Source organism: Rhodoglobus galactosidasius (assembly GCF_054957775.1).
In genome coordinates, this window is record NZ_JBQIAV010000002.1 from 1 (window position 1) to 24,094 (window position 24,094).

General features: G+C 58.9%; 23 protein-coding genes. 20 read left to right on the forward strand and 3 right to left on the reverse strand.

Annotated features, from left to right (window positions below):
* The first annotated feature begins 206 nt into the window (after window positions 1–206).
* The 13 genes from thrS to ACTJJW_RS02620 all read left to right on the forward strand — a co-directional run bounded on the left by thrS (window position 207) and on the right by ACTJJW_RS02620 (window position 13,663).
* Window positions 207–2,120: a threonine--tRNA ligase gene (gene thrS / locus ACTJJW_RS02560; RefSeq protein ID WP_462642883.1), complete on the forward strand. Its 1,914-nt coding sequence runs from the start codon at window positions 207–209 to the stop codon at window positions 2,118–2,120.
* Between the two features lie 3 nt (window positions 2,121–2,123).
* Window positions 2,124–2,687 carry an HIT family protein gene (locus ACTJJW_RS02565; RefSeq protein WP_462642488.1) on the forward strand — a complete coding sequence of 188 codons (564 nt, stop codon included), beginning with the start codon at window positions 2,124–2,126 and terminating at the stop codon, window positions 2,685–2,687.
* A 52-nt stretch (window positions 2,688–2,739) separates the two neighbouring features.
* Entirely contained in the window at window positions 2,740–3,642 is a 903-nt protein-coding gene (gene pdxS, locus ACTJJW_RS02570) for a pyridoxal 5'-phosphate synthase lyase subunit PdxS (protein WP_462642490.1), read from the forward strand.
* Complete coding sequence (gene pdxT / locus ACTJJW_RS02575; protein ID WP_462642491.1) at window positions 3,632–4,243, forward strand: pyridoxal 5'-phosphate synthase glutaminase subunit PdxT; 612 nt, start codon at window positions 3,632–3,634, stop codon at window positions 4,241–4,243. The genes pdxS and pdxT overlap by 11 nt, the downstream gene beginning before the upstream one ends.
* 18 nt (window positions 4,244–4,261) lie before the next feature.
* Window positions 4,262–4,876: a hypothetical protein gene (locus ACTJJW_RS02580; RefSeq protein WP_462642493.1), complete on the forward strand. Its 615-nt coding sequence runs from the start codon at window positions 4,262–4,264 to the stop codon at window positions 4,874–4,876.
* A 51-nt stretch (window positions 4,877–4,927) separates the two neighbouring features.
* Window positions 4,928–5,686, forward strand: a complete 759-nt coding sequence (locus ACTJJW_RS02585; RefSeq protein ID WP_462642494.1) for a YebC/PmpR family DNA-binding transcriptional regulator — start codon at window positions 4,928–4,930, stop codon at window positions 5,684–5,686.
* A gap of 3 nt (window positions 5,687–5,689) precedes the next feature.
* Complete coding sequence (ruvC, locus tag ACTJJW_RS02590) at window positions 5,690–6,295, forward strand: crossover junction endodeoxyribonuclease RuvC (protein WP_462642495.1); 606 nt, start codon at window positions 5,690–5,692, stop codon at window positions 6,293–6,295.
* Window positions 6,292–6,909 (forward strand): Holliday junction branch migration protein RuvA, encoded by a 618-nt coding sequence (gene ruvA / locus ACTJJW_RS02595; RefSeq protein ID WP_462642497.1) that lies wholly within the window; start codon window positions 6,292–6,294, stop codon window positions 6,907–6,909. Before ruvC ends, ruvA begins: the two co-directional genes overlap by 4 nt.
* The gene (gene ruvB, locus ACTJJW_RS02600) at window positions 6,909–7,940 is read left to right on the forward strand and encodes a Holliday junction branch migration DNA helicase RuvB (RefSeq protein WP_462642498.1); all 1,032 of its coding nucleotides are present in this window, start codon (window positions 6,909–6,911) and stop codon (window positions 7,938–7,940) included. Before ruvA ends, ruvB begins: the two co-directional genes overlap by 1 nt.
* Window positions 7,941–8,004: 64 nt before the next feature.
* Entirely contained in the window at window positions 8,005–8,451 is a 447-nt protein-coding gene (locus tag ACTJJW_RS02605) for a preprotein translocase subunit YajC (protein ID WP_462642500.1), read from the forward strand.
* A gap of 91 nt (window positions 8,452–8,542) precedes the next feature.
* Complete coding sequence (gene secD, locus ACTJJW_RS02610; protein ID WP_462642502.1) at window positions 8,543–10,288, forward strand: protein translocase subunit SecD; 1,746 nt, start codon at window positions 8,543–8,545, stop codon at window positions 10,286–10,288.
* Window positions 10,288–11,304 carry a protein translocase subunit SecF gene (gene secF / locus ACTJJW_RS02615; protein ID WP_462642504.1) on the forward strand — a complete coding sequence of 339 codons (1,017 nt, stop codon included), beginning with the start codon at window positions 10,288–10,290 and terminating at the stop codon, window positions 11,302–11,304. Before secD ends, secF begins: the two co-directional genes overlap by 1 nt.
* A 112-nt stretch (window positions 11,305–11,416) precedes the next feature.
* Entirely contained in the window at window positions 11,417–13,663 is a 2,247-nt protein-coding gene (locus tag ACTJJW_RS02620) for a RelA/SpoT family protein (protein WP_462642505.1), read from the forward strand.
* On the opposite strand, the gene ACTJJW_RS02625 is transcribed toward ACTJJW_RS02620, so the two are convergent.
* The 3 genes from ACTJJW_RS02625 to ACTJJW_RS02635 all read right to left on the reverse strand — a co-directional run bounded on the left by ACTJJW_RS02625 (window position 13,660) and on the right by ACTJJW_RS02635 (window position 16,424).
* The gene (locus tag ACTJJW_RS02625) at window positions 13,660–14,232 is read right to left on the reverse strand and encodes a hypothetical protein (RefSeq protein WP_462642506.1); all 573 of its coding nucleotides are present in this window, start codon (window positions 14,230–14,232) and stop codon (window positions 13,660–13,662) included. The two genes, ACTJJW_RS02620 and ACTJJW_RS02625, sit on opposite strands and share 4 nt — an antisense overlap.
* A gap of 82 nt (window positions 14,233–14,314) precedes the next feature.
* Window positions 14,315–15,544, reverse strand: coding sequence for a DUF349 domain-containing protein (locus tag ACTJJW_RS02630; RefSeq protein ID WP_462642507.1), 1,230 nt, complete (start codon window positions 15,542–15,544; stop codon window positions 14,315–14,317).
* Between the two features lie 85 nt (window positions 15,545–15,629).
* Window positions 15,630–16,424, reverse strand: coding sequence for a peptidylprolyl isomerase (locus tag ACTJJW_RS02635; protein ID WP_462642509.1), 795 nt, complete (start codon window positions 16,422–16,424; stop codon window positions 15,630–15,632).
* Window positions 16,425–16,576: 152 nt separating this feature from the next.
* On the opposite strand from ACTJJW_RS02635, the gene ACTJJW_RS02640 reads away from it, so the two are divergent.
* From ACTJJW_RS02640 to mltG, 7 genes are all read left to right on the forward strand, one after another.
* Window positions 16,577–17,908, forward strand: a complete 1,332-nt coding sequence (locus ACTJJW_RS02640; protein WP_462642510.1) for a replication-associated recombination protein A — start codon at window positions 16,577–16,579, stop codon at window positions 17,906–17,908.
* 254 nt (window positions 17,909–18,162) lie between these two features.
* Window positions 18,163–18,792 (forward strand): 30S ribosomal protein S4, encoded by a 630-nt coding sequence (rpsD, locus tag ACTJJW_RS02645; protein WP_343924933.1) that lies wholly within the window; start codon window positions 18,163–18,165, stop codon window positions 18,790–18,792.
* A 117-nt stretch (window positions 18,793–18,909) separates the two neighbouring features.
* A complete protein-coding gene (locus ACTJJW_RS02650; protein WP_462642512.1) occupies window positions 18,910–19,272 on the forward strand; it encodes a DUF948 domain-containing protein in 363 nt (120 codons plus the stop codon).
* 68 nt (window positions 19,273–19,340) lie between these two features.
* Window positions 19,341–19,568 (forward strand): hypothetical protein, encoded by a 228-nt coding sequence (locus tag ACTJJW_RS02655; protein ID WP_462642513.1) that lies wholly within the window; start codon window positions 19,341–19,343, stop codon window positions 19,566–19,568.
* 46 nt (window positions 19,569–19,614) lie between these two features.
* Window positions 19,615–22,269: an alanine--tRNA ligase gene (alaS, locus tag ACTJJW_RS02660; RefSeq protein ID WP_462642514.1), complete on the forward strand. Its 2,655-nt coding sequence runs from the start codon at window positions 19,615–19,617 to the stop codon at window positions 22,267–22,269.
* A gap of 3 nt (window positions 22,270–22,272) precedes the next feature.
* The gene (gene ruvX / locus ACTJJW_RS02665) at window positions 22,273–22,734 is read left to right on the forward strand and encodes a Holliday junction resolvase RuvX (protein WP_462642516.1); all 462 of its coding nucleotides are present in this window, start codon (window positions 22,273–22,275) and stop codon (window positions 22,732–22,734) included.
* 3 nt (window positions 22,735–22,737) lie between these two features.
* Window positions 22,738–24,090 (forward strand): endolytic transglycosylase MltG, encoded by a 1,353-nt coding sequence (gene mltG, locus ACTJJW_RS02670; protein WP_462642517.1) that lies wholly within the window; start codon window positions 22,738–22,740, stop codon window positions 24,088–24,090.
* The last annotated feature ends 4 nt before the right edge of the window (window positions 24,091–24,094 follow it).

Sequence of the window (24,094 nt, forward strand, 5' to 3'; positions counted from 1 at the left end):
ACCAGACAACGGGTCGAGTTGAGAGAGTTCGGCACACCTAAGGGTCACCGAGTATGACAACCTCGCTCTTGCCCAGTATTCATATGGTCAGATCAAGATCCCATCCACACGTTTTGGCCTATAACCCGCGGTTGGGCGAACGCCGCTAAAGTTGTTGTGTGAGTAAGACTGGATTTGACCTGTACACCGACCGCAACGTCGTCGCCATGCGCGTCAACGGTGAGTTGAAAGACCTCGCCACGACAGTCACAGAAACGGATGAGGTCGAGGCAGTCACCATCGACTCGCCTGATGGGCTCAACATCCTTCGCCATTCGGCAGCGCACGTCGCTGCGCAGGCGATCCAAACCATCAACCCTGAGGCGAAGCTCGGCATTGGCCCTCCCGTCACTGACGGCTTCTACTACGACTTCGATGTCGAGGAGCCGTTCACTCCTGAGGACCTCAAGGCCATCACTAAGGCGATGGATCGCATCATCCGGCAGGGGCAGCGTTTTCAGCGCCGTGTCGTCACTGAGACTGAAGCTCGCGAAGAGCTCGCCAACGAGCCGTACAAGCTCGAATTGATCGGTATCAAAGGCTCGGTGGGCGAGCGCGAAGCAGATAGCGACAATGAGTCTGTTGAGGTCGGCGGCGCAGAGCTCACCATTTACGACAACGTCGACGGCAAAACCGGCGAGGTCTACTGGAAAGATCTGTGCCGCGGGCCGCACCTGCCCAACACCCGCATGATCGGCAATGGTTGGTCGCTGACTCGCACCGCAGCCGCCTACTGGCGTGGCTCGGAGAAGAACAAGCAGCTTCAACGGGTCTATGGCACGGCATGGCCTACCAAAGACGAACTGCGTGAGTACCAAGCCCGTCAAGAAGAAGCGCTCAAGCGCGACCACCGCAAGCTCGGTGCTGAGCTTGACCTCTTCTCCTTCCCCGACGAGATCGGTTCGGGACTAGCGGTATTCCACCCCAAGGGTGGCATCATCCGTCACGAGATGGAGGACTACTCGCGCAAGCGTCACGCGCAAGAGGGCTACTCCTTCGTCAATACGCCTCACATCACTAAAGAGGCGCTGTTCGAGACATCCGGTCACCTGGGTTGGTACAAGGACGGAATGTTCCCGCCGATGCACCTCGATGAGGCTCGCAACGAGGAAGGCGAGATCACTCGCCAGGGTGCTAACTACTACCTCAAGCCCATGAACTGCCCGATGCACATCTTGATTTACAAGTCGAGCGGTCGCTCGTACCGTGACCTGCCAATGCGTCTCTTCGAATTTGGCACCGTCTACCGCAACGAGAAGTCTGGCGTGATTCACGGCCTTACTCGTGTTCGTGGACTAACTATGGATGACGCCCACATTTTCACCACGAAGGAGGGGATGAAGCAGGAGCTCACCAACACTCTCAACTTCGTGCTCTCGCTGCTGCGGGACTATGGCCTCACCGACTTCTACCTTGAGCTATCGACCAAGGATCCCGCGAAGTACGTCGGCGACGACGACACCTGGGACGAAGCAACACAGACTCTCGCCGAGGTTGCGGCGGAGTCGGGCCTTGAGCTTGTTCCTGACCCGGGTGGAGCCGCGTTTTACGGCCCCAAGATCTCGGTTCAGGCGCGCGATGCCATCGGCCGTACGTGGCAGATGTCTACTGTGCAGCTCGACTTCAACCTTCCTGAGCGCTTCGATCTGGAATATACCGCAGCGGATGGCTCACGCCAGCGCCCGGTGATGATTCACCGGGCGCTCTTCGGATCAATTGAGCGATTCTTCGGAGTGCTCACCGAGCACTACGCAGGCGCGTTCCCCGTGTGGCTGTCACCTGTTCAGGTCGTGGGCATCCCGGTTGCTGAAGCGTACGAAGCGTACTTGGGTGGCGTAATCGACCAGTTGAAGGCTCTTGGTGTTCGTGCCGAGCTTGATGCATCCAGCGAGCGTATGCAGAAGAAGATCCGCACGCACACGAAGTCGAAAGTCCCATTCCAGCTTATTGCGGGTGAGCAGGACCAGGCTGCTGGATCGGTGAGCTTCCGCTTCCGCGATGGAAGCCAGGAAAACGGTATTCCGATTGCGGATGCTGTCGCACGTATTACCGACGCGATCGCAACTCGAGCGCAGGTCTAGTTCGTGCGCGACTATGACGGTGCAGAGTTGCCAGCGGGGGAGTCGAGCAACGACTTCGCCGCGGTACCTGATGCTTTTCAGCGGCTCTGGACGCCACACCGCATTGCGTACATCCAAGATCAGACTCAGCCAGATAAAGACGACTGCCCATTCTGCGTAGCGCCGAGTCTGGATGACGAAAAGGCCCTCATCGTCGCGCGTGGTACCCATGCGTACGTGCTGCTAAACCTCTTCCCGTATAACAGCGGTCACCTTCTCGTGTGCCCGTATCGCCATGTCGCGCTCTATGACGAGGCTACGGATGACGAGATTGCTGAGATCGCCTCCCTGACGCAGACGGCAATGCGCATTCTGCGGGAGACCTCGAAGTCTCACGGCTTCAACATCGGCATGAATCAGGGTGCGCTGGCTGGCGCCGGTATTGCTCATCATTTGCATCAGCATGTGGTGCCCCGATGGGCTACCGACTCAAACTTCTTCCCTATCGTGGCGGGCACGAAAGCGATTCCGCGCCTGCTAGGCGAAGTGCGTGAAGAGCTCGCTAACGCGTGGCCGACGAACCACTGATTCTGAATTGGCTACGCTCTGAGCGGCCGATGCGACGGTAAAATTGGTTCACATGAGCGAGAACACTTCATCAAACCAATCGGGCACGAGCCGCGTTAAGCGTGGACTCGCTGAAATGCTCAAGGGTGGCGTCATTATGGACGTCGTCAACGCAGAACAAGCGAAGATCGCGGAAGACGCTGGCGCAGTTGCCGTCATGGCTCTTGAGCGCGTTCCCGCCGACATCCGCTCGCAGGGTGGAGTGGCTCGCATGAGTGACCCCGACCTGATCGACGGAATCATCGAAGCTGTCTCTATTCCCGTCATGGCAAAGGCGCGCATCGGTCACTTTGTTGAGGCGCAGGTTCTTCAGGCGCTCAAGGTCGACTACATCGACGAGTCCGAAGTTTTGAGCCCGGCTGACTACGTGAACCACATCGACAAGTGGAACTTCGATGTTCCCTTCGTTTGTGGTGCAACCAACCTGGGTGAGGCGCTTCGTCGCATCAGCGAGGGTGCCGCGATGATCCGTTCGAAGGGCGAAGCCGGCACCGGTGACGTTTCAGAGGCGACCAAGCACATCCGCACCATCAAAGGCCAGATCAACGAACTTCGTTCGAAGACCGTTGACGAACTTTATGTTGCGGCAAAAGAGCTTCAGGCTCCCTACGAACTCGTTCGTGAGATCGCTGAGACGGGGAAGCTTCCGGTTGTGCTCTTCACTGCTGGTGGAGTCGCGACTCCCGCTGACGCCGCACTCATGATGCAGCTCGGTGCTGATGGCGTCTTCGTTGGCTCGGGAATCTTCAAGTCGGGCAACCCGGCTCAGCGCGCAGCGGCAATCGTGAAGGCAACCACCTTCTTCGATGACCCGAGCGTTATCGCGGCAGCCTCGCGTGGACTTGGTGAGGCCATGGTCGGCATCAACGTCTCCGACCTTGCTGCGCCACACCGTCTCTCCGAGCGTGGCTGGTAGTTCACCAGTCGATCAGCTCCCCATCGGGGTTCTCGCTCTCCAGGGCGATTTTCGTGAGCACCTGAATGTGCTCCAACAACTGGGCGAAACTGCAGTAGCGGTTAAGACGCCTCAGCAGCTGGAGCACATTGCGGGCCTTATCATTCCCGGTGGCGAATCCAGTGTGATCGACAAACTATCTCGCCTCTATGGGCTTGCTGAGCCCATCCGATCCGCTATCGCCGCTGGACTGCCCGTGTACGGCACGTGTGCGGGGCTGATCATGCTTGCCGACACCGTGCTCGATGCGATCGAAGGCCAACAGTCCTTTGGCGGTCTCGATGTCACTGTGCGGCGTAATGCTTTTGGCTCACAAACTGAGTCCTTTGAAACGAGCCTCAACGTGCCCGAATTGGGAGCTGAGCCCGTGAACGCGGTATTCATCCGAGCTCCCGTAGTGGAGTCCATGGGCCCCCAGGTTCGCGCTCTTGCAACTCTCGACGACGGCCGCGTGGTCGCCGTTGAGCAGGGCACACTCATGGGCACGTCGTTTCACCCCGAGATCACCGGTGACACCCGCTTTCACCAATACTTCATATCGCGAGTGCGCAGCGGCCGCTAGTTCCTGCATCATGGGTGGATGCAACTGTACGCAGACCACGCTCCTCGACGGGCCCGCCAAGTGACCGGTGACATCGTCGCCCTAGTATTCATCGTTGTCTGGATCGCGCTTGGTGTGTGGGTCTATCAGTTGATAGCCGCATTCCAGCAGCTCGGCATTCAGATGCAAGAGGCAGGAGCCGGATTCAAGTCGACGATGGTTGAACTGGGGGACACCCTCGGGTCAGTTCCGCTTATTGGCTCAGGCATCCGAGTTCCCTTTGATGGCGCGAGTGATGCTGGTGCCGCGCTGGAGACTGCGGGGCAAAGTCAGCAAGACACCGTGCTCGCCACTGCAACCTCCGTTGGCGTGGTCATCGCAGTAGTGCCCATCATATTGATCCTTCTGTTGTGGCTGCTGCCTCGCGTACGGTTTGCGCGTCGGGCAACCGAAGCGAAGAACCTCCTGAGCTCGCCTGGCGGCGCAGACTTGCTCGCTTTGCGTGCACTGTCGACCCGCAAACTGGCGGAACTCGCCGAGATCGCGCCAGACGCGGCCTCGCTGTGGCGAGCAGGCGATCCAGCGACGGTTGCGCGGCTTGCTCAACTCCAATTGCGCTCACTCGGCGTGCGCACCGCGCTTGTAGAGCAATAGCACGGGGATTCGCGCAGGCGGACATCGGTCTCGCCCGGTAGAATGGTGTGCATGTCAGGGCATTCTAAATGGGCAACTACCAAGCACAAGAAGGCGATAACTGATTCTCGCCGCGCGAAGTCATTCGCGAAACTGATCAAGAATATTGAGGTCGCCGCCAAGATCGGTGGAGCAGACCTCTCGGGCAACCCGACTCTCGTCGACGCCATTCAGAAGGCTAAGAAGACCTCGGTTCCCAACGACAACATCGACCGCGCAGTCAAGCGTGGTTCTGGTCAGCTCGGTGATGCTATCGAGTATCTCAACATCATGTACGAAGGCTACGGCCCTAATGGTGTTGCTCTCATGGTCGAGTGCCTTACCGACAACAAGAACCGTGCTGCAGCGGATGTTCGCACGATCATGAGCCGCAACGGTGGCTCACTTGCTGATCCGGGCAGCGTCGCCTACAACTTCGAGCGCAAGGGCGTCATTTCGATCACCAAGACCGAGGGCGTCGCTGAAGACGACATCCTCTTGGCCGTGCTCGACGCAGGCGCTGAAGAAGTCAAAAACCACGGCGAGGGCTTCGAGGTAATCACCGATACGGCTCACCTCGTTCAGTCGCGAGACGCGCTGCAGGCAGCCGGAATCGACTACGACTCTTCAGAAGCCGAGTTCGTACCTCATCTCACAGTTGAAGTCGACGCGGACACGGCTCGAAAAGTGTTTCGCCTCATCGAGGCACTAGAAGAGTCTGACGATGTGCAGAACATCTACTCGAACTTCGACATCACGCCTGAGGTACAAGCCGAACTCGACGAGGACTAGTCAATGGCGTTGCGCGTAATCGGGATTGATCCCGGGCTTACGCGGTGCGGTATCGGCGTCGTCGATGTTGGGGCAGACCGCTGCGCGAGCTTGGTGCACGTTGGTGTTGTGCGCACACTGCCCGAAATGGCGCTCGAAGAGCGGCTACTTCTGATTGGCGAGGGGATTGACGCCGTCATCGCTGAGTTTGCGCCGCAACAGCTTGCCCTTGAGCGCGTATTCGCGCAGCTGAACGTCAGCACGGTTATGGGCACAGCGCAGGCGAGCGGGGTCGCGATGTTTGTCGCAGCCCAACGGGGCATTTCGGTCACGCTCCATACGCCCACCGAGGTCAAATTGGCGATTACCGGCTACGGCGGTGCAGACAAGAAGCAGGTTGGTGCGATGGTTGCCCGCGTTCTCGGGCTCGCTGAGGCACCCAAGCCGGCGGATGCTGCGGATGCCTGTGCCCTTGCTATTTGTGGAGCGTGGAAAGGTGCAACTCCCGTAGCGAAGCGCTCTCGTGCTGCGTCAGAACCCGGGCCTGCACACTCATCCTCGTTGACGCCAGCCCAGGAGGCGTGGCGGTCAGCCGAGAAGTCGGCGGGTGCTCGTAGGCTGAAGTCATGATTTCTTCCCTTCGCGGCACCGTTCTCGCCGCGGTCGGAACCTCCATTGTTGTCGAGGTTGGGGGAGTGGGCCTCGCCGTGAGCGTTACTCCGGAGCACGCACTCTCAGTTCGTGTTGGCGATGAGACGCAATTGAACACTGCTCTTATTGTGCGCGAAGATGACCTCGCGCTCTTTGGCTTTCGCACTTCGGATGAACTCGGCGCGTTCAACCTCTTGCGCGGAGTTACTGGAGTCGGACCCAAGAGCGCTATGGGTGTTCTAGCAGCTCTCACGCCTGACGACATCGCGCGCGCCGTCACTGAAGAGAACGACTCTGCCTTTCGCAAGGTATCGGGTATCGGTCCCAAAACGGCAAAACTCATCGTTCTCAATCTGGCGGGAAAGCTATTCGTTGCCGCTCCCCAGCGCGGCGCTCAGCCCGTTATCTCCACGCCAGTGTCCGAAAGCGTGTCGATGGCGTTGCAGGGACTCGGCTGGTCGGAGAAGCTCGCTCGACCTGCTGCAGAGGCCGCGTTCCGTGAGGCTAGCGACGCAGAGAAGGGCAATACGCAAGCAATCCTGCGACGTGCACTGTTGCTCGTTGGTTCTCAAGCGATAAACGGTGGTTCGTGATGCCTGAAGACGAAGACGTCGTGGCCAACCCCACAGTTGAGTCAGACGCAGAACTTGCCTTCGAGGGCGCCCTGCGACCGAAGTCTCTCGACGAGTTCGTTGGGCAGCAGAAAGTGCGTGGACAGCTACAGCTGCTCTTGCGCGCCGCCGCTATGCAGAACCGCACTGCGGATCACATTCTGCTTGCGGGGCCGCCAGGGCTTGGCAAGACCACCTTGGCGATGATTGTCGCGCATGAGAGCAATCGTCCGCTGCGTATGTCGAGCGGCCCCGCAATCCAGCATGCCGGCGACCTCGCAGCGGTGTTGTCGTCGCTGCTGCCCGGAGAAGTTCTCTTTATCGACGAGATCCATCGCATGGCCCGCTCCGCCGAGGAGATGCTCTACCTCGCGATGGAGGACTTCCGTATCGATATCATGGTGGGCAAGGGTGCTGGGGCGACATCCATTCCGCTCGATATTGCACCGTTCACGCTGGTCGGCGCGACTACGCGGTCTGGTCTGCTTCCCAATCCACTTCGTGATCGCTTCGGCTTCACCGCTCACCTTGAGTTCTATGACGAGCCCGAGCTGGAGCAGGTGCTCGTTCGTGCAGCAGTAATGCTCGATTTGGGGATCGAGAGAGACGCGATCGCCGAGATTGCCGGTCGGTGTCGGGGTACGCCTCGAATCGCAAACCGATTGCTGCGGCGCGTGCGTGACTTCGCACTCGTCAATGACATCCCTGCATCTCGGGATGCGGTTCGTGCTGCCCTTGAGCTCTACGACGTCGATGAACGCGGCCTCGACCGCCTTGACCGCGCGGTGATGCAGACCGTACTGACCCGTTTCGACGGTGGACCAGTGGGGCTTAGCACCCTCGCAGTTTCCGTTGGCGAAGAAGCTGAAACTGTCGAGTCGGTTGTTGAACCTTTCCTCGTGCGCATTGGGTTGCTATCACGCACGCCGCGAGGCAGAGTCGCTACTCGGGCCGCCTGGGAGCACTTTGGAATAGCCGACCGGAATTCGACTCTATTCAGTGATGAACTATAGTTTTAGTGGCTTAGCACGCGCCTCAGCTTGAGCGCCAGGCCCACAGACCACCGAAAGGTACCTCATGGATCCTCTTTCTATTGCGATGCTCGCCATTCTTGGCGTGCTCATCTTCTTCATGTTCCGCAACAGCCGTAAGCGCAAAGCTCAGATGGCAGAGCTGCGCGACCAGATGGTTCCCGGCGTCGAGGTTATGACCAACTTCGGGCTCTTCGGAACGCTCATCACCAACGACACCGTTGCTAACTCGGCAGAGATCGAGATCAGCAACGGCGTCATCGTCAAGGTGCACAGCCAGACACTCGCCAAGGTCGTCGTTGACGAAGTGACCGAAGAGGGTGCACCTCGTTCAGTCGAAGAAGCCATGGAGATTGCCAACCGCGAAGCTACAGAACGCGAAGTAGGAGAAGCAGGGGAAGAGACCTCGCAGGCTGCAACGAAGCCCGAATACGGTGAGCTCTCTGACACCGAGGCCCCCAAGTCGGCCGAGTCAAAAAAGGCGTCCGAGTAACCCACTAGTGTTGAGAGTCGTCCCTCCCGAGCGCGATTGTCCAACGGCGTGCGCTTCTGCACTGCTCTGTTAAGAAAGCTGAGTCAATTAGGTGGCAAGAACTACCCCTGTGAAAAACGCGTGGCGAGCCATCGTCTGGCTCACAGCACTCACGGTGGGGCTCTCCGTATTGATCGGTGCTGCCTCCATTTTCGGTTCGGCCTCCTGGGCTCCGAAGCTTGCTCTTGACCTTGAGGGCGGAACGCAAATTGTTCTCGCGCCTCAACTTGAGAGCGGGCAGACTGTTACTGGTGAGCAGCTGACTCAGGCGGTGTCGATTATTCGAGATCGCATTGACGCCAGCGGCGTCTCTGAAGCCGAAGTGACGACGCAAGGCGCGAGCAACGTTGTGGTCTCGATCCCCGGTATTCCTGACGAAGAGACGCTAAATCGCATCAAGTCGTCAGCGAAGCTTGAGTTCCGCCCGGTGTTGTACACCGAGGTTGCGTCGACTGCTACCGCCGAAGCAACTCCTGATCCTACCGACGCGGCCGAAACGCCAGACGACGAGGCAGCAACAGCTACTCCGGAGCCCACATTGGCAACTACGCCAACGGCAACGCCTACCGACGCGAGCGATCTCAACTGGATTACTGAAGCGCTGTTCGACGAATACAGCAACTTCGACTGCGCAGCACTAGACACTTTCAGTGTTGCTCCGACAGCTGAACCTCTCATCACGTGTGACGCGGATGACGCGTTCAAGTACATTCTTGGCCCGGTAGAGGTTGAAGGCAGCACGATTACCGACGCGAGCAGCGGCTTGATTTCGAGCTCGCAGGGCGTCAGCACCGGACAGTGGGGCGTGTTCCCCACGTTCGACGCCGAAGGCACCAAAGACGTCGCAGCGATGACGACTCGCCTCTTCGGTTTCGATCAGACTGACCCGCGCAACCGATTTGGCATCGTGCTCGATGGTCGAGTCATTTCGGCGCCGACAACTCAGGGGATTATCACGGGTGGCAACCCGCAGATTTCGGGATCTTTCACTCAGGACAGTGCGACGGTTCTTGCTGATCAGCTGAAGTTCGGCGCACTGCCGATCGGCTTCGAAGTGCAGAGCGACCAAAAGATCTCCGCGACGTTAGGAACAGCGCAGCTCAACTCTGGTTTGGTCGCTGGTTTGATCGGACTGCTGCTGGTCGTTATCTATTCACTCTTCCAATACCGCCTGCTCGGTTTGGTTACCGTCGCGTCGCTGGTGGTCGCTGGAGTGCTCACCTATCTCGTGATCGCGTACTTGTCGTGGCGTCACGGCTACCGTCTTTCGCTGGCGGGTGTAGCCGGTTTGATTGTGGCCATCGGTTTTACGGCCGACTCGTTTATCGTCTACTTCGAGCGCATCCGAGACGAACTTCGTGATGGTCGTTCGCTGACCGGGGCTGTCGAAGCAGGCTGGAAGCGTGCACTGCGCACGATCTTCGCAGCGAAGGCCGTCAACCTGCTCTCTGCCGTCGTGCTGTTCGTTCTTGCCGTCGGCAACGTGCGAGGCTTCGCGCTGACTCTGGGGCTTACTACGGTGATCGACGTGCTCGTCGTCGTTCTCTTTACTCACCCAATGCTGCAGTTGCTCGCAACCACGAGGTTCTTCGCGAGCGGACACCCCATTAGTGGTCTTGATCCCAAGGCGCTGGGCGCTGTCTACCGTGGTCGCGCACAATTCCGCACTCCGGTGGCCACGAAGGGCACGGCGGGGGCCAGCCGCGAGGCTGCGCGTCGCCAAACTATTGCTGAACGAAAAGCTGCTGAGTTCGCGGGAACCGCCAAAGATTCCAGCTCAGATGGAAAGGAATCCTGATGGCTAGCTTCTCGAAGTTCGGCAATGACCTCTACACCGGTGAACTATCGGTCAACTTCATCGGGCGTCGCAAGGTGTGGTACATCCTCGCGGCAATACTGATTGCTGTATCGATCGTCGGTCCCGCCCTCCGCGGCGGGTACGTGTTCGGTATCGAGTTCACCGGCGGTTCACAGTTCCAGATTGACTCTGTCGAAGCACTGGCCGATCCGGATACGAATGCTGAGGCTCAGAATCTTGCAACTGACACCGTTACTGGCGTTGTTGCTGATGCTGATCCCAAAATCACTGTCGTTGGCACTGATTCCCTGCGAATCCAGACAGAACAACTCAAACCCGATGAATCGAACGCGGTAGGTGATGCCCTCGCCGGTGCGTTCAACGTCGACAACGACGAAGTAGCTGCGTCCTTTGTCGGCCCGTCGTGGGGCGCGGATATCACGAGCTCCGCACTACGCGCTTTGCTGGTTTTCATCGCGCTTGCATCGATCATGATGGCGATCTACTTCCGCACCTGGAAGATGTCGATCGCCGCAATGATTGCCCTGCTTCACGACGTTGTGATCACTGCCGGCGTCTACGGGATTTTCGGTTTTGAGATCACTCCATCCGCCGTAATCGGCTTCTTGACGATCCTCGGCTTCTCGCTGTATGACACCGTTGTTGTGTTCGACAAGATTCGCGAAAACACCTCCGAAGACGGTTCCGAATCTCGGCGGACATTCGCCGAGTCTGTCAATCTCGCGGTCAATCAGACGCTTGTGCGTTCCATTAACACGGGCGTTGTTGCAGCGCTTCCCGTTGCGGCGATTCTGTTCATCGGTGCCTATGTTCTTGGTGCTGGTACGTTGCGCGATATCGCGCTTGCACTCTTCATCGGAATCGTTGTTGGTACGTATTCGACCATCTTCATTGCTGCACCGCTCTACGCGCAGTTCCGCGAAAATGAGCCGGACATTCTCAGTCGCACCAAGCGGTTGACTGCGTCGCGTGCCGAAGCGAAGGACCGCAAGTAGTCAGCATGTGCGGGCGTGCATTAGAACGTTCGCAAGCTACGGTGCGCCTCAGTAGCGCTCACGGCGTCCTCACGCCCGTACACGTTCTAGAATTGTTCTAGGAGGTAGCGGGATGAGTGAATCACCACAGTCGACTGCCTCGTTCCGTGCGTTATTGCCGAGGATTTTCTCTCGTGCTCAACCAGCGGGGGCCGTCGAGAATCTTCTTCGTACAGTAAAGACCCATCACCCTAAGGCAAACCTTGCGCTCATTGAGCGCGCCTATGCCGCCGCATTTCGTGCGCACGATGGGCAGAAGCGCAAGAGCGGTGAGCCCTACATCACGCATCCTGTAGCGGTTGCGCAGATTCTGGCAGATCTCGGCATCGGTGAGAAAACCATTGCTGCTGCCCTCTTGCACGACACTGTGGAAGACACCGCATATTCGCTCGATGAGTTGCGGGTTGAGTTTGGCGACGAGATCGCCATGCTCGTCGATGGAGTAACGAAGCTCGACAAGGTCAAGTACGGCGACAGCGCGCAGGCTGAGACGGTACGCAAGATGATCGTCGCGATGTCGAAAGACATTCGTGTTCTCGTGATCAAGCTTGCCGACCGGCTCCACAACGCACGGACGTGGGGCTTTGTGCCTCGCGAATCAGCTTCCCGCAAGGCCCAAGAGACTCTCGAAATCTATGCCCCATTGGCTCACCGACTCGGAATCCAAGCGATCAAGATCGAGCTTGAAGACCTGTCGTTCGCTGTGCTGCATCCCAAGATTTATGTCGAGATCGAGAGCCTGGTAACCAAGCGCACTCCGATGCGCGACGAATTCGTTGAGGAAGTCATTGCTTCGGTCAATGACGACCTCAAGACTTCTCGGATAAAGGGAACCGTCGCTGGTCGGCCCAAGCAGTACTACTCGATCTACCAGAAGATGATCGTTCGTGGCCGTGAATTCGACGAGATCTATGATCTGGTGGGCATCCGCGTGCTCGTCAACTCTGTTCGTGACTGTTACGCAGTGCTCGGATCTATTCACGCACGGTGGAACCCGATTCCTGGTCGCTTCAAGGATTACATCGCGACCCCCAAGTTCAACCTCTATCAATCACTTCATACGACCGTCATTGGCCCACATGGGCGTGCTGTTGAGATCCAAATTCGAACCAGCGAGATGCATCACCGTGCCGAGTTCGGCGTAGCAGCACACTGGAAGTACAAAGATCGCAGTGCGGGCAGGATCGTCGCGTCTGGTCCGGTAGACAGCGATATGGCATGGCTCGCTCACATCACCGATTGGCAAGCCGAGACCTCAGACCCCAGCGAGTTCCTTGAATCTCTGAGATTCGAGATTGGCGCGAAAGAGGTCTACGTTTTCACGCCGCAAGGAAAAGTCGTAGGACTTGCCGCTGGCGCGACACCGGTCGATTTTGCTTATGCCGTGCACACCGAGATCGGGCATCGAACGATGGGCGCCAAGGTTAATGGTCGTCTTGTCCCATTAGAGTCAGAGCTGACGAGTGGCGATTCCGTCGAAGTATTCACGTCTAAGAGCCCGGATGCCGCTCCGAGCCAAGACTGGCTCGGATTCGTCAAGAGCACGCGGGCTCGCAATAAGATTCGTGCTTGGTTCACGAAGGAACGTCGTGACGAAGCCATTGAGCAGGGCAAAGATGCGATCGCTCGCGCTATGCGCAAGCAGAACATGCCGTTGCAGAAGCTCATGAATCACGAGTCGTTTGCGGATCTTGCATCGACAATGCGCTACGAAGACGTGTCGGCTTTGTACGCGGCGGTCGGCGAGGGGCACGTCTCAACGCAATCTGTGATCGAGAAACTCGTCGCGTCGTTGAGTTCAGGCACGGAAGAGGATGAGGGCGAGCTCACCTTCCCGGCGCAGGGAAAGCTACGCCCGTACAAGCACTCGGACTCGGGAATTCTTGTTCGCGGTGCGCCAGATATTTTGGTGAAGTTGGCACGCTGCTGTACTCCGGTGCCAGGGGACGACGTCGTTGGATTCGTCACCCGCGGTGCAGGTGTCTCGGTTCACCGTGCGGATTGTAAGAACGTGCAGTCACTGCTCGATGAGCCCGAGCGCATGATCGAAGTTGAATGGGCTCCCACCTCCAAGAGTCTCTTCCTTGTACAAATTCAGGTCGAAGCGCTCGATCGATCGGGGCTGCTGTCAGACATCACGAAGGTGCTGAGTGAGACCCACGTCAATATTCTTTCCGCGACTGTCAACACCTCGACTGACCGTCTCGCGATTAGTAAATTTGTCTTTGAAATGGGCGACACAACTCACCTTGACCGTGTACTCAACGCTGTACGTCGAGTTGACGCGGTCTACGACGTCTACCGCGTCAACAGCGGTTAGCCCGCCGTAGCGTGCGGACGGCTCGCGCAGACGCGTGCGAGCCGCTCAAGGGCGATTCGTTTCTGCGGCAGGTTGCGCCGTGCCGACAGCGAGTGTGAACACGTTGAATGGTCCAATTTTCCGTCTGCCATCAGAGTGGCGATGGCTGAGATCTCGCGGTCACCGAAGATGTCACTGAATCTCAGTAGGTCGATGACGGTGCGGAGCCTCGAGGTCACGCTCACTCCAGCTACAGTGTCGATTTCTTCGGGGGAGATCACTACTTCGCGCAGAGTCGCACTGAGGCTCGGATGCGGTCGGGTGCGTGCCCCGATTGCAACGCACAGCTGATGCCGACGTGGGGGAGTGATCAGTGCGCCCCACACCCAGGCTGCGCTTAACCGCTCAGCAATGATTCGTGGATCGAGCACGAGTCCGAGCGCTCGCGCACGCAGGTGGATAGTTTCGAACTCATCGATGGGGCAAAAGCACTGATCGAGGGCATAGAGCTCTCCATCGAGGGCGGCACATTGGAGCTCGGCTAGCGGGAGATCGAGCGCACTGAGCACGGAAGGAAGTCGCGGGGTCATTCCTCAATCGTGCAGCCGTACTCAGGCCGATAGTTTGCGCACGCCTGTTCAGTGGACAAACCGTTGGCCTGTGGAAAGTCTGTTACTTCAGCGCGCCGAGCCATGCCTTGCGTGCATCGAGCGCATCCTGAGCAGCCGCAATCTTCTTAGCGTCGCCGCTGGACTGTGCTTCAGCAAGTTCGGCTTCGAGCTTGGCGATTGCCTCGTTGAGCTGGCCCAAGAATCCATCGGAACGCTCTTGGCGTTCCGGGTTGCTCTTGTTCCAGTGGTCCTCGTCAAGCTTGCGCACGGCAGTTTCGATCTTGCGCAGGCGTTCCTCTGTGACTTTGATCTTGTCGCGGGGGACCTTGCCAATTTCGTCCCAGCGCTTCTGGATCGACAGCAGTGTCTTTTTTGCCTGAGCGCGGTCGGTAGCGGTCAAGAGCGGCTCGGCTTCGTCGAGCAACGCCTTCTTGAGATCCCAGTTCGCTGTGAACTCAACGTTGTCTTGCGCGTCCACTTCAGACTTCGCAGCGTAGAGCACGTCGCCAGCTTGCTTGAATTTCGCCCACAGCGCGTCGTCAAACTTCTTGCCAGCGCGGCCAGCAGCCTTCCAGCGATCGAGGAGGCGTCGATAGCTCGGGATCGCATCAGCCCCCTGTGACACGAGGGCTTCGGCCTCGTCGACAAGTACTTGCTTGTCTGCGCGAGCTTGCTTGTGGGCAGTATCGAGTTCAGCGAAGAACGCACGGCGGTGGGTGTCGATCGTGCTGCGGGCGGCGCGGAACCGTTTCCACAGCTCGTTGGCTTCTGCCTTCGGCAGGCGAGGGCCATCTGCTTGATGTGCTTTCCAACGCCCGAAGATGTCATCGATCTGGGCAGTGACCTGTTTCCACTGGGCCTTTGCAGGGTCGGCTGCAGCGAGAGTCTCGGCTTCAACCACGAGTGCCGTGCGGGTGGCGATCGCTTCGCCGAGTGCAAGTTTGGCTTCCTCGCCCTGCTTCTCGGTGAGCTTAGTTACTGAGCCGCCGAGGGCTTCCACGCGCGTGCCAAGCGCAGCCAGGTCGCCGACAGCATTGGCTGTCGCAATGGACTCGTTGAGGGTGCTGATTGCCTTAGAGACGTCTGCGGCGGGCGCACCATTCTTCACGCGCTGCTCGAGCAGCGTTACCTGGCCGGCAAGTTCGTGGTACTTGCGGGTGAAGTAAGCCAAAGCTTCTTCGGGCGTTCCATCGGGATATTGACCGACAGCGCGTTCGCCTTCTGCTTCGCGTACAAAGACCGTACCCGTCTCATCGACGCGTCCCCACTGGTTCTGCTCCTGTGTAGCCAATTACTTCACCTTGCTGGTTATGCCGGAAGCCGCTGCCCGGGTGAACCCAAGCTTAGGACAACCACGCTCACGGTCGCTGACGCTGTTACTGGATCGTGAAGCCCGTGATGCTTGTGGCAATAACCGGGGCCCCATCTTCGGCATCGTCGACAATGCCACCAGCGATGATCTCTGATTGCAAAGAATCGAGACCAGAAACGACCGTACCGACGATGCTGTAGCCGCCGGCGGTGTCGTCAGGGATTATTGCATCGTCAAAAACGATGAAGAACTGTCGCCCATTGGAGAACGCGTTGTCGCCCGTGCGCGCCATTGCGATGGTGCCCGCGGGGTAGAATCCGCCGACTCCCGCGTTTTCGATGGGGCCGTAGGCGTAGTCGGGATCGCTAGCGCCGGTGCCGTCGAGTGAGCCGCACTGAATGAGACCAGCGTTCTCCGTTCGCACGACACGGTGACAGGTCGTCCCTACGTAGTAGTCAGAGGCAATGGAGTCAACAATTGAGGCGACGGCCTGGGGTGCCGCTGCTCCGTCGAGTTCGATTCCGAGAGCGACGTCGTTGAGAGTGAGTTCGCCGGTCCAGATGCGGTCCTCGGATGCGGACGCATCCGGTACGTCGCCAACATTTTCTTGGGCGGTCGCGGTCGGTTCTGGAGTAAACGACGGCGCTGGCTCTGGTGTTCCGGGTCCGCCGCTGAAGTAGAACACTTGAGCGGTTGCCACAAGAGCGATCACGATGAGCCCGATGCCAACAGAGAGAACGTTGTCGCGCTTGCGTCGCGCGAGAGTGCCCTCATGCACGGCGTTGCGAGCAGAATAGTGGCGCAGGCGTTCCCGAGCGTCTCGTTGCTCGCGTGAATGCTTCTTGCTGGATGCCACCATTACTCCTTGAAGAATTGCGGATGTCGCCGCGGTTGTAGGAACGCCACACTGAACCTTACGGTCTCGTGCGAATCTCGACCAAACGCCACAGCGTTCTGGTGCTGAGCGTGAGCGCTGCTCTTTCCGTCAGTACAGACGATTACGATTGAGTTATGGATGCTTCCGCGAGTCTTCACAGCGGGGCCACGCCGCTTGCTGTGCGTATGCGTCCGTTGGCGCTTGACGAAATTGTCGGCCAGAAGCATTTGCTGCAGCGCGGCTCTCCGCTCATGAGTCTCGCGTCAGATGCCGAGGGTAGTCACGGTTCAGCATCCATTATTTTGTGGGGGCCTCCTGGCACGGGCAAGACCACTATCGCCAAGGCGATTGCGCGAGATTCGCAGCGCAAGTTCGTAGAGCTCTCTGCGGTGACGGCCGGTGTGCGAGACGTTCGCAAGACAATGGATGAAGCCCTCAGCGCCCGCGATCTCTATGGGGTCTCGACGGTCCTCTTTCTCGACGAGATTCACCGGTTCAGCAAGGCGCAGCAGGATGCCTTACTTCCCGGTGTCGAGAACGGGTGGGTGATCTTGATTGCCGCCACCACCGAGAACCCGTCTTTCTCGGTGATCTCACCATTGCTCTCGCGGTCGCTTCTATTGACGCTCAATCAGCTCGACGATGACGACCTGGGGGAGTTGGTCGACCGTGCCGTGAGCGACCAACGCGGGCTCAAAGGTGCGGTGTCTCTCGAGCCAGAAGCGCGAGCGCTACTCGTTCGGCTGTCCTCGGGTGACGCTCGACGGGCACTGACGGCTCTTGAGGCGTCAGCGGTGTCAGCGGCCAACGATGACGACGCCGCGACACCCGTAGTGGTAACCGCCGAGCACGTAGCCAACGCGGTTGATCGTGCCCTGCTGCGCTATGACCGTCAGGGTGATGAGCATTACGACGTCACTAGTGCGTTCATCAAGTCGGTGCGCGGATCTGACGTTGACGCGGCGTTGCACTACCTGGCACGGATGATCGAGGCAGGCGAAGATCCGAGGTTCATCGCTCGACGCGTAATCATCAGTGCTGCCGAGGATGTCGGGGTCGCTGATCCGCAAGCTTTGGTGATTGCTGTGGCAGCTGCCGACGCTGTGCAACTGATCGGCATGCCAGAAGGTCGCATTCCGCTGGCTGAGGCCGTCGTCTATCTTGCAACAGCGCCCAAGTCGAACGCGGCCTATGTGGCCTTGGATGCAGCAATTGCCGATGTTCGTGCTGGCAAGATCGGTCGCGTGCCTAAGCCCCTTCGCGATGCGCACTATCCGGGCGCGAAGCGGCTGGGCCACGGTAAGGGGTATCGGTACTCTCACGATTCGGAGTTTGGCGTCGTGAATCAGCAATATTTGCCCGACGTGCTGAAGGGCACCGAGTACTACACGCCGACCAACAACGGAAATGAGCGAGAAGTGTCGGCGCGTTTAGCCAAGTTGCGAGAAATTATTCACGGCGATTAGCGCTCCCCACCACGGGGTGACGAAGGGCGCGGCGTTTCGCGGCGTCGGCTGGCTCAGCGTGTTAGAGTTATGCGTCCCATCGATACGGTTTCGGCGCGCGGCTGCAATGAAACCGGATATCGCGGAGCAAAGGTCTGTAGCCGACCAGTCTCCATTGGGCCATCCCTCTACTTTCTTTTGGTGTGTTGTGTACGCGCGTTCGCGTGCGAGTAATCACCAGAGTGTTCTTACTTGAATCAATCGAAAAGGATCTTGTGTCTACTAAGTCACGTACCCGCAGCAAGACTCGCCTGTCGCGCGCACTGGGCATTGCCCTCACGCCGAAGGCGGCAAAGTACCTCGAAAAGCGTCCCTATGCTCCGGGTGAGCACGGCCGCACCAAGCGCAAGCAGGACAGCGACTATGCTGTTCGTCTTCGCGAGAAGCAGCGTCTACGGGCCCAGTACGGAATCCGTGAAGCTCAGCTGAAGATTCAGTTCGAAGAGGCTCAGAAGACCGCCGGCCTGACCGGTGAGAACTTGGTTGAGCAGCTCGAAATGCGTCTCGACGCTCTGCTCGTTCGTTCGGCAATTGCCCGCACGACCGCTCAGGCTCGTCAGATGATCGTTCACCGCCACATCTTGGTTGACGGCCAGCTTGTTGACCGTCCGTCGTTCCGCGTCAAGCCGGGGCAGCTCATGCACGTCAAGGCTCGCAGCGAAGGCATGGAAATCTTCCAGGTCGCCGCAGCTGGTGGACACGTGGATGTTCTTCCGAAGACTCCTGGCTACCTTGAGGTAGAAATCGACAAGCTGCAGGCACGCCTCGTGCGCCGCCCGAAGCGCGCCGAAGTTCCCGTGACCTGTGAAGTTCAGCTCGTTGTTGAGTACTACGCAGCACGCTAACTAACGTGGAAAGGGCCGGGGCTTACGCCTCGGCCCTTTTTCGCGTTCGGCGGCATGTTGGTGTGTTTGTCGAATAGCGTGTAACCACCACTATTTTTGAGACTGATCGGAGTAGCCATGACTGGCGGAGATATCGCAGGGCTCATTGCGGCAGGAGTGTTCGCAATTCTCGTGGGGTTGCTTGCAATTCCATTGCTCAAGCTTGGGCGCGTGTTCGATGAAACTAGTTCAGCCATCCGTGGAGTGAGCGACAATCTTGACCCCATGCTGACCGAGGCGACAGCTACGATCTCTGAGACGAATCGTCAGTTGGCTCGGGTAGACGCGATCACGCGCAACGTCGAGGAAACCACTGGCAACGTCTCCGCGCTAGTTGCTCTAGCAGCCGCCACCGTTGGCGGCCCACTGATCAAGATCGCCGGACTCAGCGCCGGCGTGCGCGCAGCGGTGCTGAGCATCCGCCCGAAGCGCCGCCGCTGAGCCACCCAAACCGCCTAAGCTAGTACGGTTCCTGTACCGCTATTGCACCCCAATCTGAAGGAGAAATTATGAAAGGCGCAGTTCTTTTCGTTGTTGGTATTGCTGTCGGTTTTCTCGCAGCACACCAGGTCGCCAAGACTCCTGAAGGTAAGCAGTTCTTCTCGGATGTAGACAGCAAGACTCGTGAATTTACGAGTGCCGTTGTTGACGGCTATCGCGAACGTGAAGCAGAGCTTCGCGCAGCGGTTGGCGAGGCCGAAGAGGCGCTTTCGGACTTCTCGCAGCGTTCTAAGTAAGACATTCAGGGCCCTCGGGCCGCATCATTGAGTTCCCGGGGATCCCATGCAGACCGCAGACATTCAGAACCGTTGGTTGACCTATTTTGGTGACCGTGGTCACACCATCGTTCCTTCAGCCTCGCTTGTCAGCGATGACCCGACGCTGTTGTTTACCGTCGCGGGCATGGTTCCGTTTGTTCCGTACCTGACCGGCCTAGTACCGGCTCCGTACGCTCGCGCAACGAGCGTGCAGAAGTGCATCCGTACGCTCGATATCGAAGAAGTCGGCAAAACCCCCCGCCACGGAACGTTCTTCCAGATGAACGGAAACTTTTCCTTCGGCGACTACTTCAAAAAGGAAGCTATTCAGTTCGCGTGGGAGTTTCTGACTCTACCCGAAGCTGATGGTGGGCTCGGATTCCAGCCAGAAGACCTGTGGGTCACCGTCTATGAAGACGATGACGACGCGGTCGCGTACTGGAAAGACACTGCGGGTCTGCCGGATGAGCGCATTCAGCGACTGGGCATGGACACCAACTACTGGTCCACAGGACAACCTGGGCCCGCTGGACCCTGTTCAGAGATCTTCTTCGACCGTGGCCCGGAGTACGGCGCCGACGGTGGCCCAGCTACCGACGACGACCGTTACGTTGAAATCTGGAACCTCGTCTTCATGCAGTACCTCCGCGGCGAGGGCAAGGGTAAAGAGTTCTCGATTCTCGGGGAGCTTCCTAAGCAGAACATCGACACCGGCATGGGTTTGGAGCGCGTCGCGTTCCTCAAGCAGGGTGTCGAGAACATGTACGAGATTGACCAGGTTCGCCCGGTGCTCGACAAAGCTGCAGAACTTTCCGGTCGCACCTACGGTGCTGATCACGAAGCCGACGTTCGGCTGCGAGTAGTCGCCGATCACGTGCGATCAAGCCTCATGCTGATCTCGGATGGGGTTACGCCGAGCAACGAGGGTCGCGGCTACGTTCTGCGCCGTCTCTTGCGCCGCACGGTGCGCGCCATGCGTCTGCTCGGTGTGGAAGGCACCACCTTCGCTGAACTGTTCCCTGAGTCACGGGATGCCATGAAGGCTGCCTACCCCGAGGTCGAAAAAGACTACGATCGCATTTCTCGCATCGTTCTCGCTGAAGAAGACGTCTTCATGCGCACCCTCGCGAGTGGAACAACGATCCTCGATACAGCAGTCGAGAACATCAAGAAGTCTGGCGCTTCAGAGCTGCCGAGCGACACCGCGTTCCTGCTGCACGATACTTTTGGATTCCCGATCGACCTCACCCTTGAGATGGCTGACGAGGCTGGGCTGTCCATAGACCGTGACGCTTTCGACACACTCATGAAGCAGCAGCGCGACCGTGCGAAGGCAGACGCCGGCTCCAAGAAGCAGTTCCTCGCCGACCTTTCGGTTTACGGCGCATTCCGCGCACTGGGCGAAACCACCTTCACGGGCTACGAGAACCTCCACACCGACTCAAGCGTGATCGGAATCATCGTCGATGGCGTGTCAGTGTCGCGTGCGGCTGCCGGCCAAATTGCTGAAGTGATTCTTGCTGAGACCTCGCTCTACGCCGAATCCGGTGGTCAAGAAGCGGATGCCGGAGCAATCGTCGGTGCCAGCTACCATCTCGAAGTACTCGATGTTCAGCGCCCCGTAAAGGGACTCATCAGCCACAAGGTCCAAGTGACCTCCGGCGAGGTGGGAGTCGGAGATCCGGCTACCGCGCTTGTTGATGCTGAATGGCGCCGGGGGGCGACCCAGGCGCACTCGGCGACCCACGTCATCCACGCTGCGTTGCGTCAGATCCTGGGCAAGGATGCTCACCAGTCGGGTTCGTACAACAAGGCCGGCTACATGCGTTTGGACTTCTCGTGGTCGCAAGCGCTATCGGCAGAGACCAAATCAGAGATTGAAGAGGTCGCTAACACTGCGGTGCGTGACAACCTCGAAGTCACGACCCGGATCATGGCGCTCGATGACGCCAAAGACTTGGGTGCCATGGCACTCTTCGGCGAAAAGTATGGCGACACTGTTCGTGTCGTCGAAATCGGTGGGCCGTGGTCGCTCGAACTCTGTGCAGGAACTCATGTCGGCCGCTCGGCCGAAATCGGATTGATTTCGCTGGTCGGTGAGTCGTCAGTTGGTTCCTCAAATCGACGGGTTGAATCGCTCGTCGGCTTGAATGCGTTCCGCAACTTTGCGGCAGAGCGCGCAATCGTGTCCGAACTCACCACCAATTTGAAGACCCCGCGGGAGCAGCTTCCTGACCGGATCGCCGAACTCATGGCGAACCTGAAGACGGCCGAACGCAAGATTTCCCAGCTCGAGGCTGGTCAGTTGTCGCAGCGCGTACCAGCCCTGGTCGAGACAGCCCAGGTGCTGGGTTCGGTAAAGGCAGTCGTCGAGAATGTCGGTGAACTTCCGTCGACCGATGACCTGCGCGGACTTGTGCAGTCCGTTCGTGAACGACTGGGCTCTGAAGCAGCAGTCGTAGCACTCGCTGCGACGGTCGGCGATAAGCCAGCGGTGATTGTGGCAACGAACGACGCATCTCGTGCTCAGGGCTTTGCTGCCGGTGCACTCGCCAAGGCTGCTGCAGGCGTGCTCGGCGGCGGCGGTGGCGGTAAGCCGGATATCGCTCAGGGCGGTGGCGCGAACCCCGCAGCGATCCCTGACGCGCTCGCGCTGATTACGTCGACCCTCTCGGCATAGCCAATGCGCTCGGGTACTCGACTCGGCGTTGACGTCGGCAAAGTGCGCGTCGGAGTTGCGCGCAGCGATCCGCACGGGATGCTAGCGACTCCAGTAGAGACTGTTCAGCGCGCCGACCGCAGCGTGCAGCGAGTTCTTGCCCTCGCGGCTGAACACGATGCTGTGGAGTTTGTCATCGGCCTCCCGATCGCTCTCTCTGGCCGGGACACTGCGTCTACGGGCGACGCTCGTGAGTTCGCACAGCAACTTGCGGACCGCTCGGCGTTGCCCGTGCGCCTCGTAGACGAGCGGATGACGACGATGAGCGCGAACTCTGCGCTGCGGGCATCCGGTCGAACGGCCAAGAATTCTCGATCGGTCGTCGATCAGGTTGCCGCCGTTATAATTTTGCAACACGCCCTCGACTTCGAGCGCTCAGCGGCGCAACCGCCCGGAGAGCTTGTCGAACCGACGCTAGGATCCTGAACTATGGCTGATGAACCGAACTGGGAAGACATCTTCAGCGATCAGCCCGATGAGAGTGCACCCAAGTCAGCCCGCGCTGCAGCAGCACACGGGACAGAGAGTACTGAGAGCTCACAAGATTCAGGGGGCGCAGAAGCATCCACGCCCCTGATACTTTCGGGCGAACAGCCAATGACGCGCCGCGAGGCGCGTGAGGCTCAAGAGTCGCGAGCCTCCCGTCGGTCGCAGAACTTGGCCGACCCCGTCGCCGATTCCTCGACGGTGCAATCCCTTCGACGCAAGCGCCGTTTGTGGCTCATCATCGGGCTTCCTATCCTCATCATCGCCGTGGCCGGCGCAACAGTTAGTACTTACGCCTGGATCAACTACGAAGAGAAGATCCGTGAAGTGCTCGGGTGGGAATTGCCGAACGACTTCGAGGGCGCCGGAAACGGTGAAGAGATTGTCGTCACCGTGAACTCGGGCGATATCGGGTCGGACATCGCCCGCAGCCTCCACGATGCCGGCGTCACCATGACCTTCGACGCGTTCTACGACCTGCTGCTCGTACAAGACAGCGATCCGGCGTTTTACCCTGGCAATTATGCGCTGCAGGGGGAAATGAGCGCTCAGTCGGCGCTTGACGCACTGCTTGACCCGGAGAACAAGGTGACCGACAGGCTCCTGATCACCGAGGGCACAACTCTGCCCGATGCGCTTGAGATCATTTCCGAGACGACCGGCATCGCGCTGGCAGACCTGCAGGCGGCATCCGAGGATCTCGCCCACTTTGGACTCCCAGCCGAAGCGATCAGCCTCGAGGGTTATCTGTTCCCGGCAACCTACGATCCGGACGGCAACAAAGACCCCTACGCCGTGCTCGACACGATGGTGAACACGATGTACGAGAAGTTGGATGCCGCTGGTGTCGCTGTAGAGGACCGCTACCGAATTCTGACCATGGCAGCGCTCGTGCAGCGTGAAGCCGGCCCGAACACTGACGACTTCTACAAGATCGCTCGAGTGTTCTATAACCGACTCGACCAGGGCATCCTGCTGCAATCTGACGCGACAGTCGCGTACGGCACCGGAAACCTGCACACCGTGTGGACGACGGATGCCGAACGGGCAGACGCGAGCAACCCATACAACACCTACGCGAACCCTGGTCTGCCTGTCGGTCCCATTGGGCTCCCCGGCGAACTGGCGATCGATGCAGCGCTCAATCCTGTTGCGGGGGATTGGCTCTTCTTCGTGCCGATCAACCTCGCGACAGGCGAAACAGTCTTCACCACCAACGTCGATGACCACGAAGCGGCAGCGCAGCAACTCCGCGACTGGTGTGCCGAGAGTGAAGAAAATGGAAGCTATTGCTAGACAG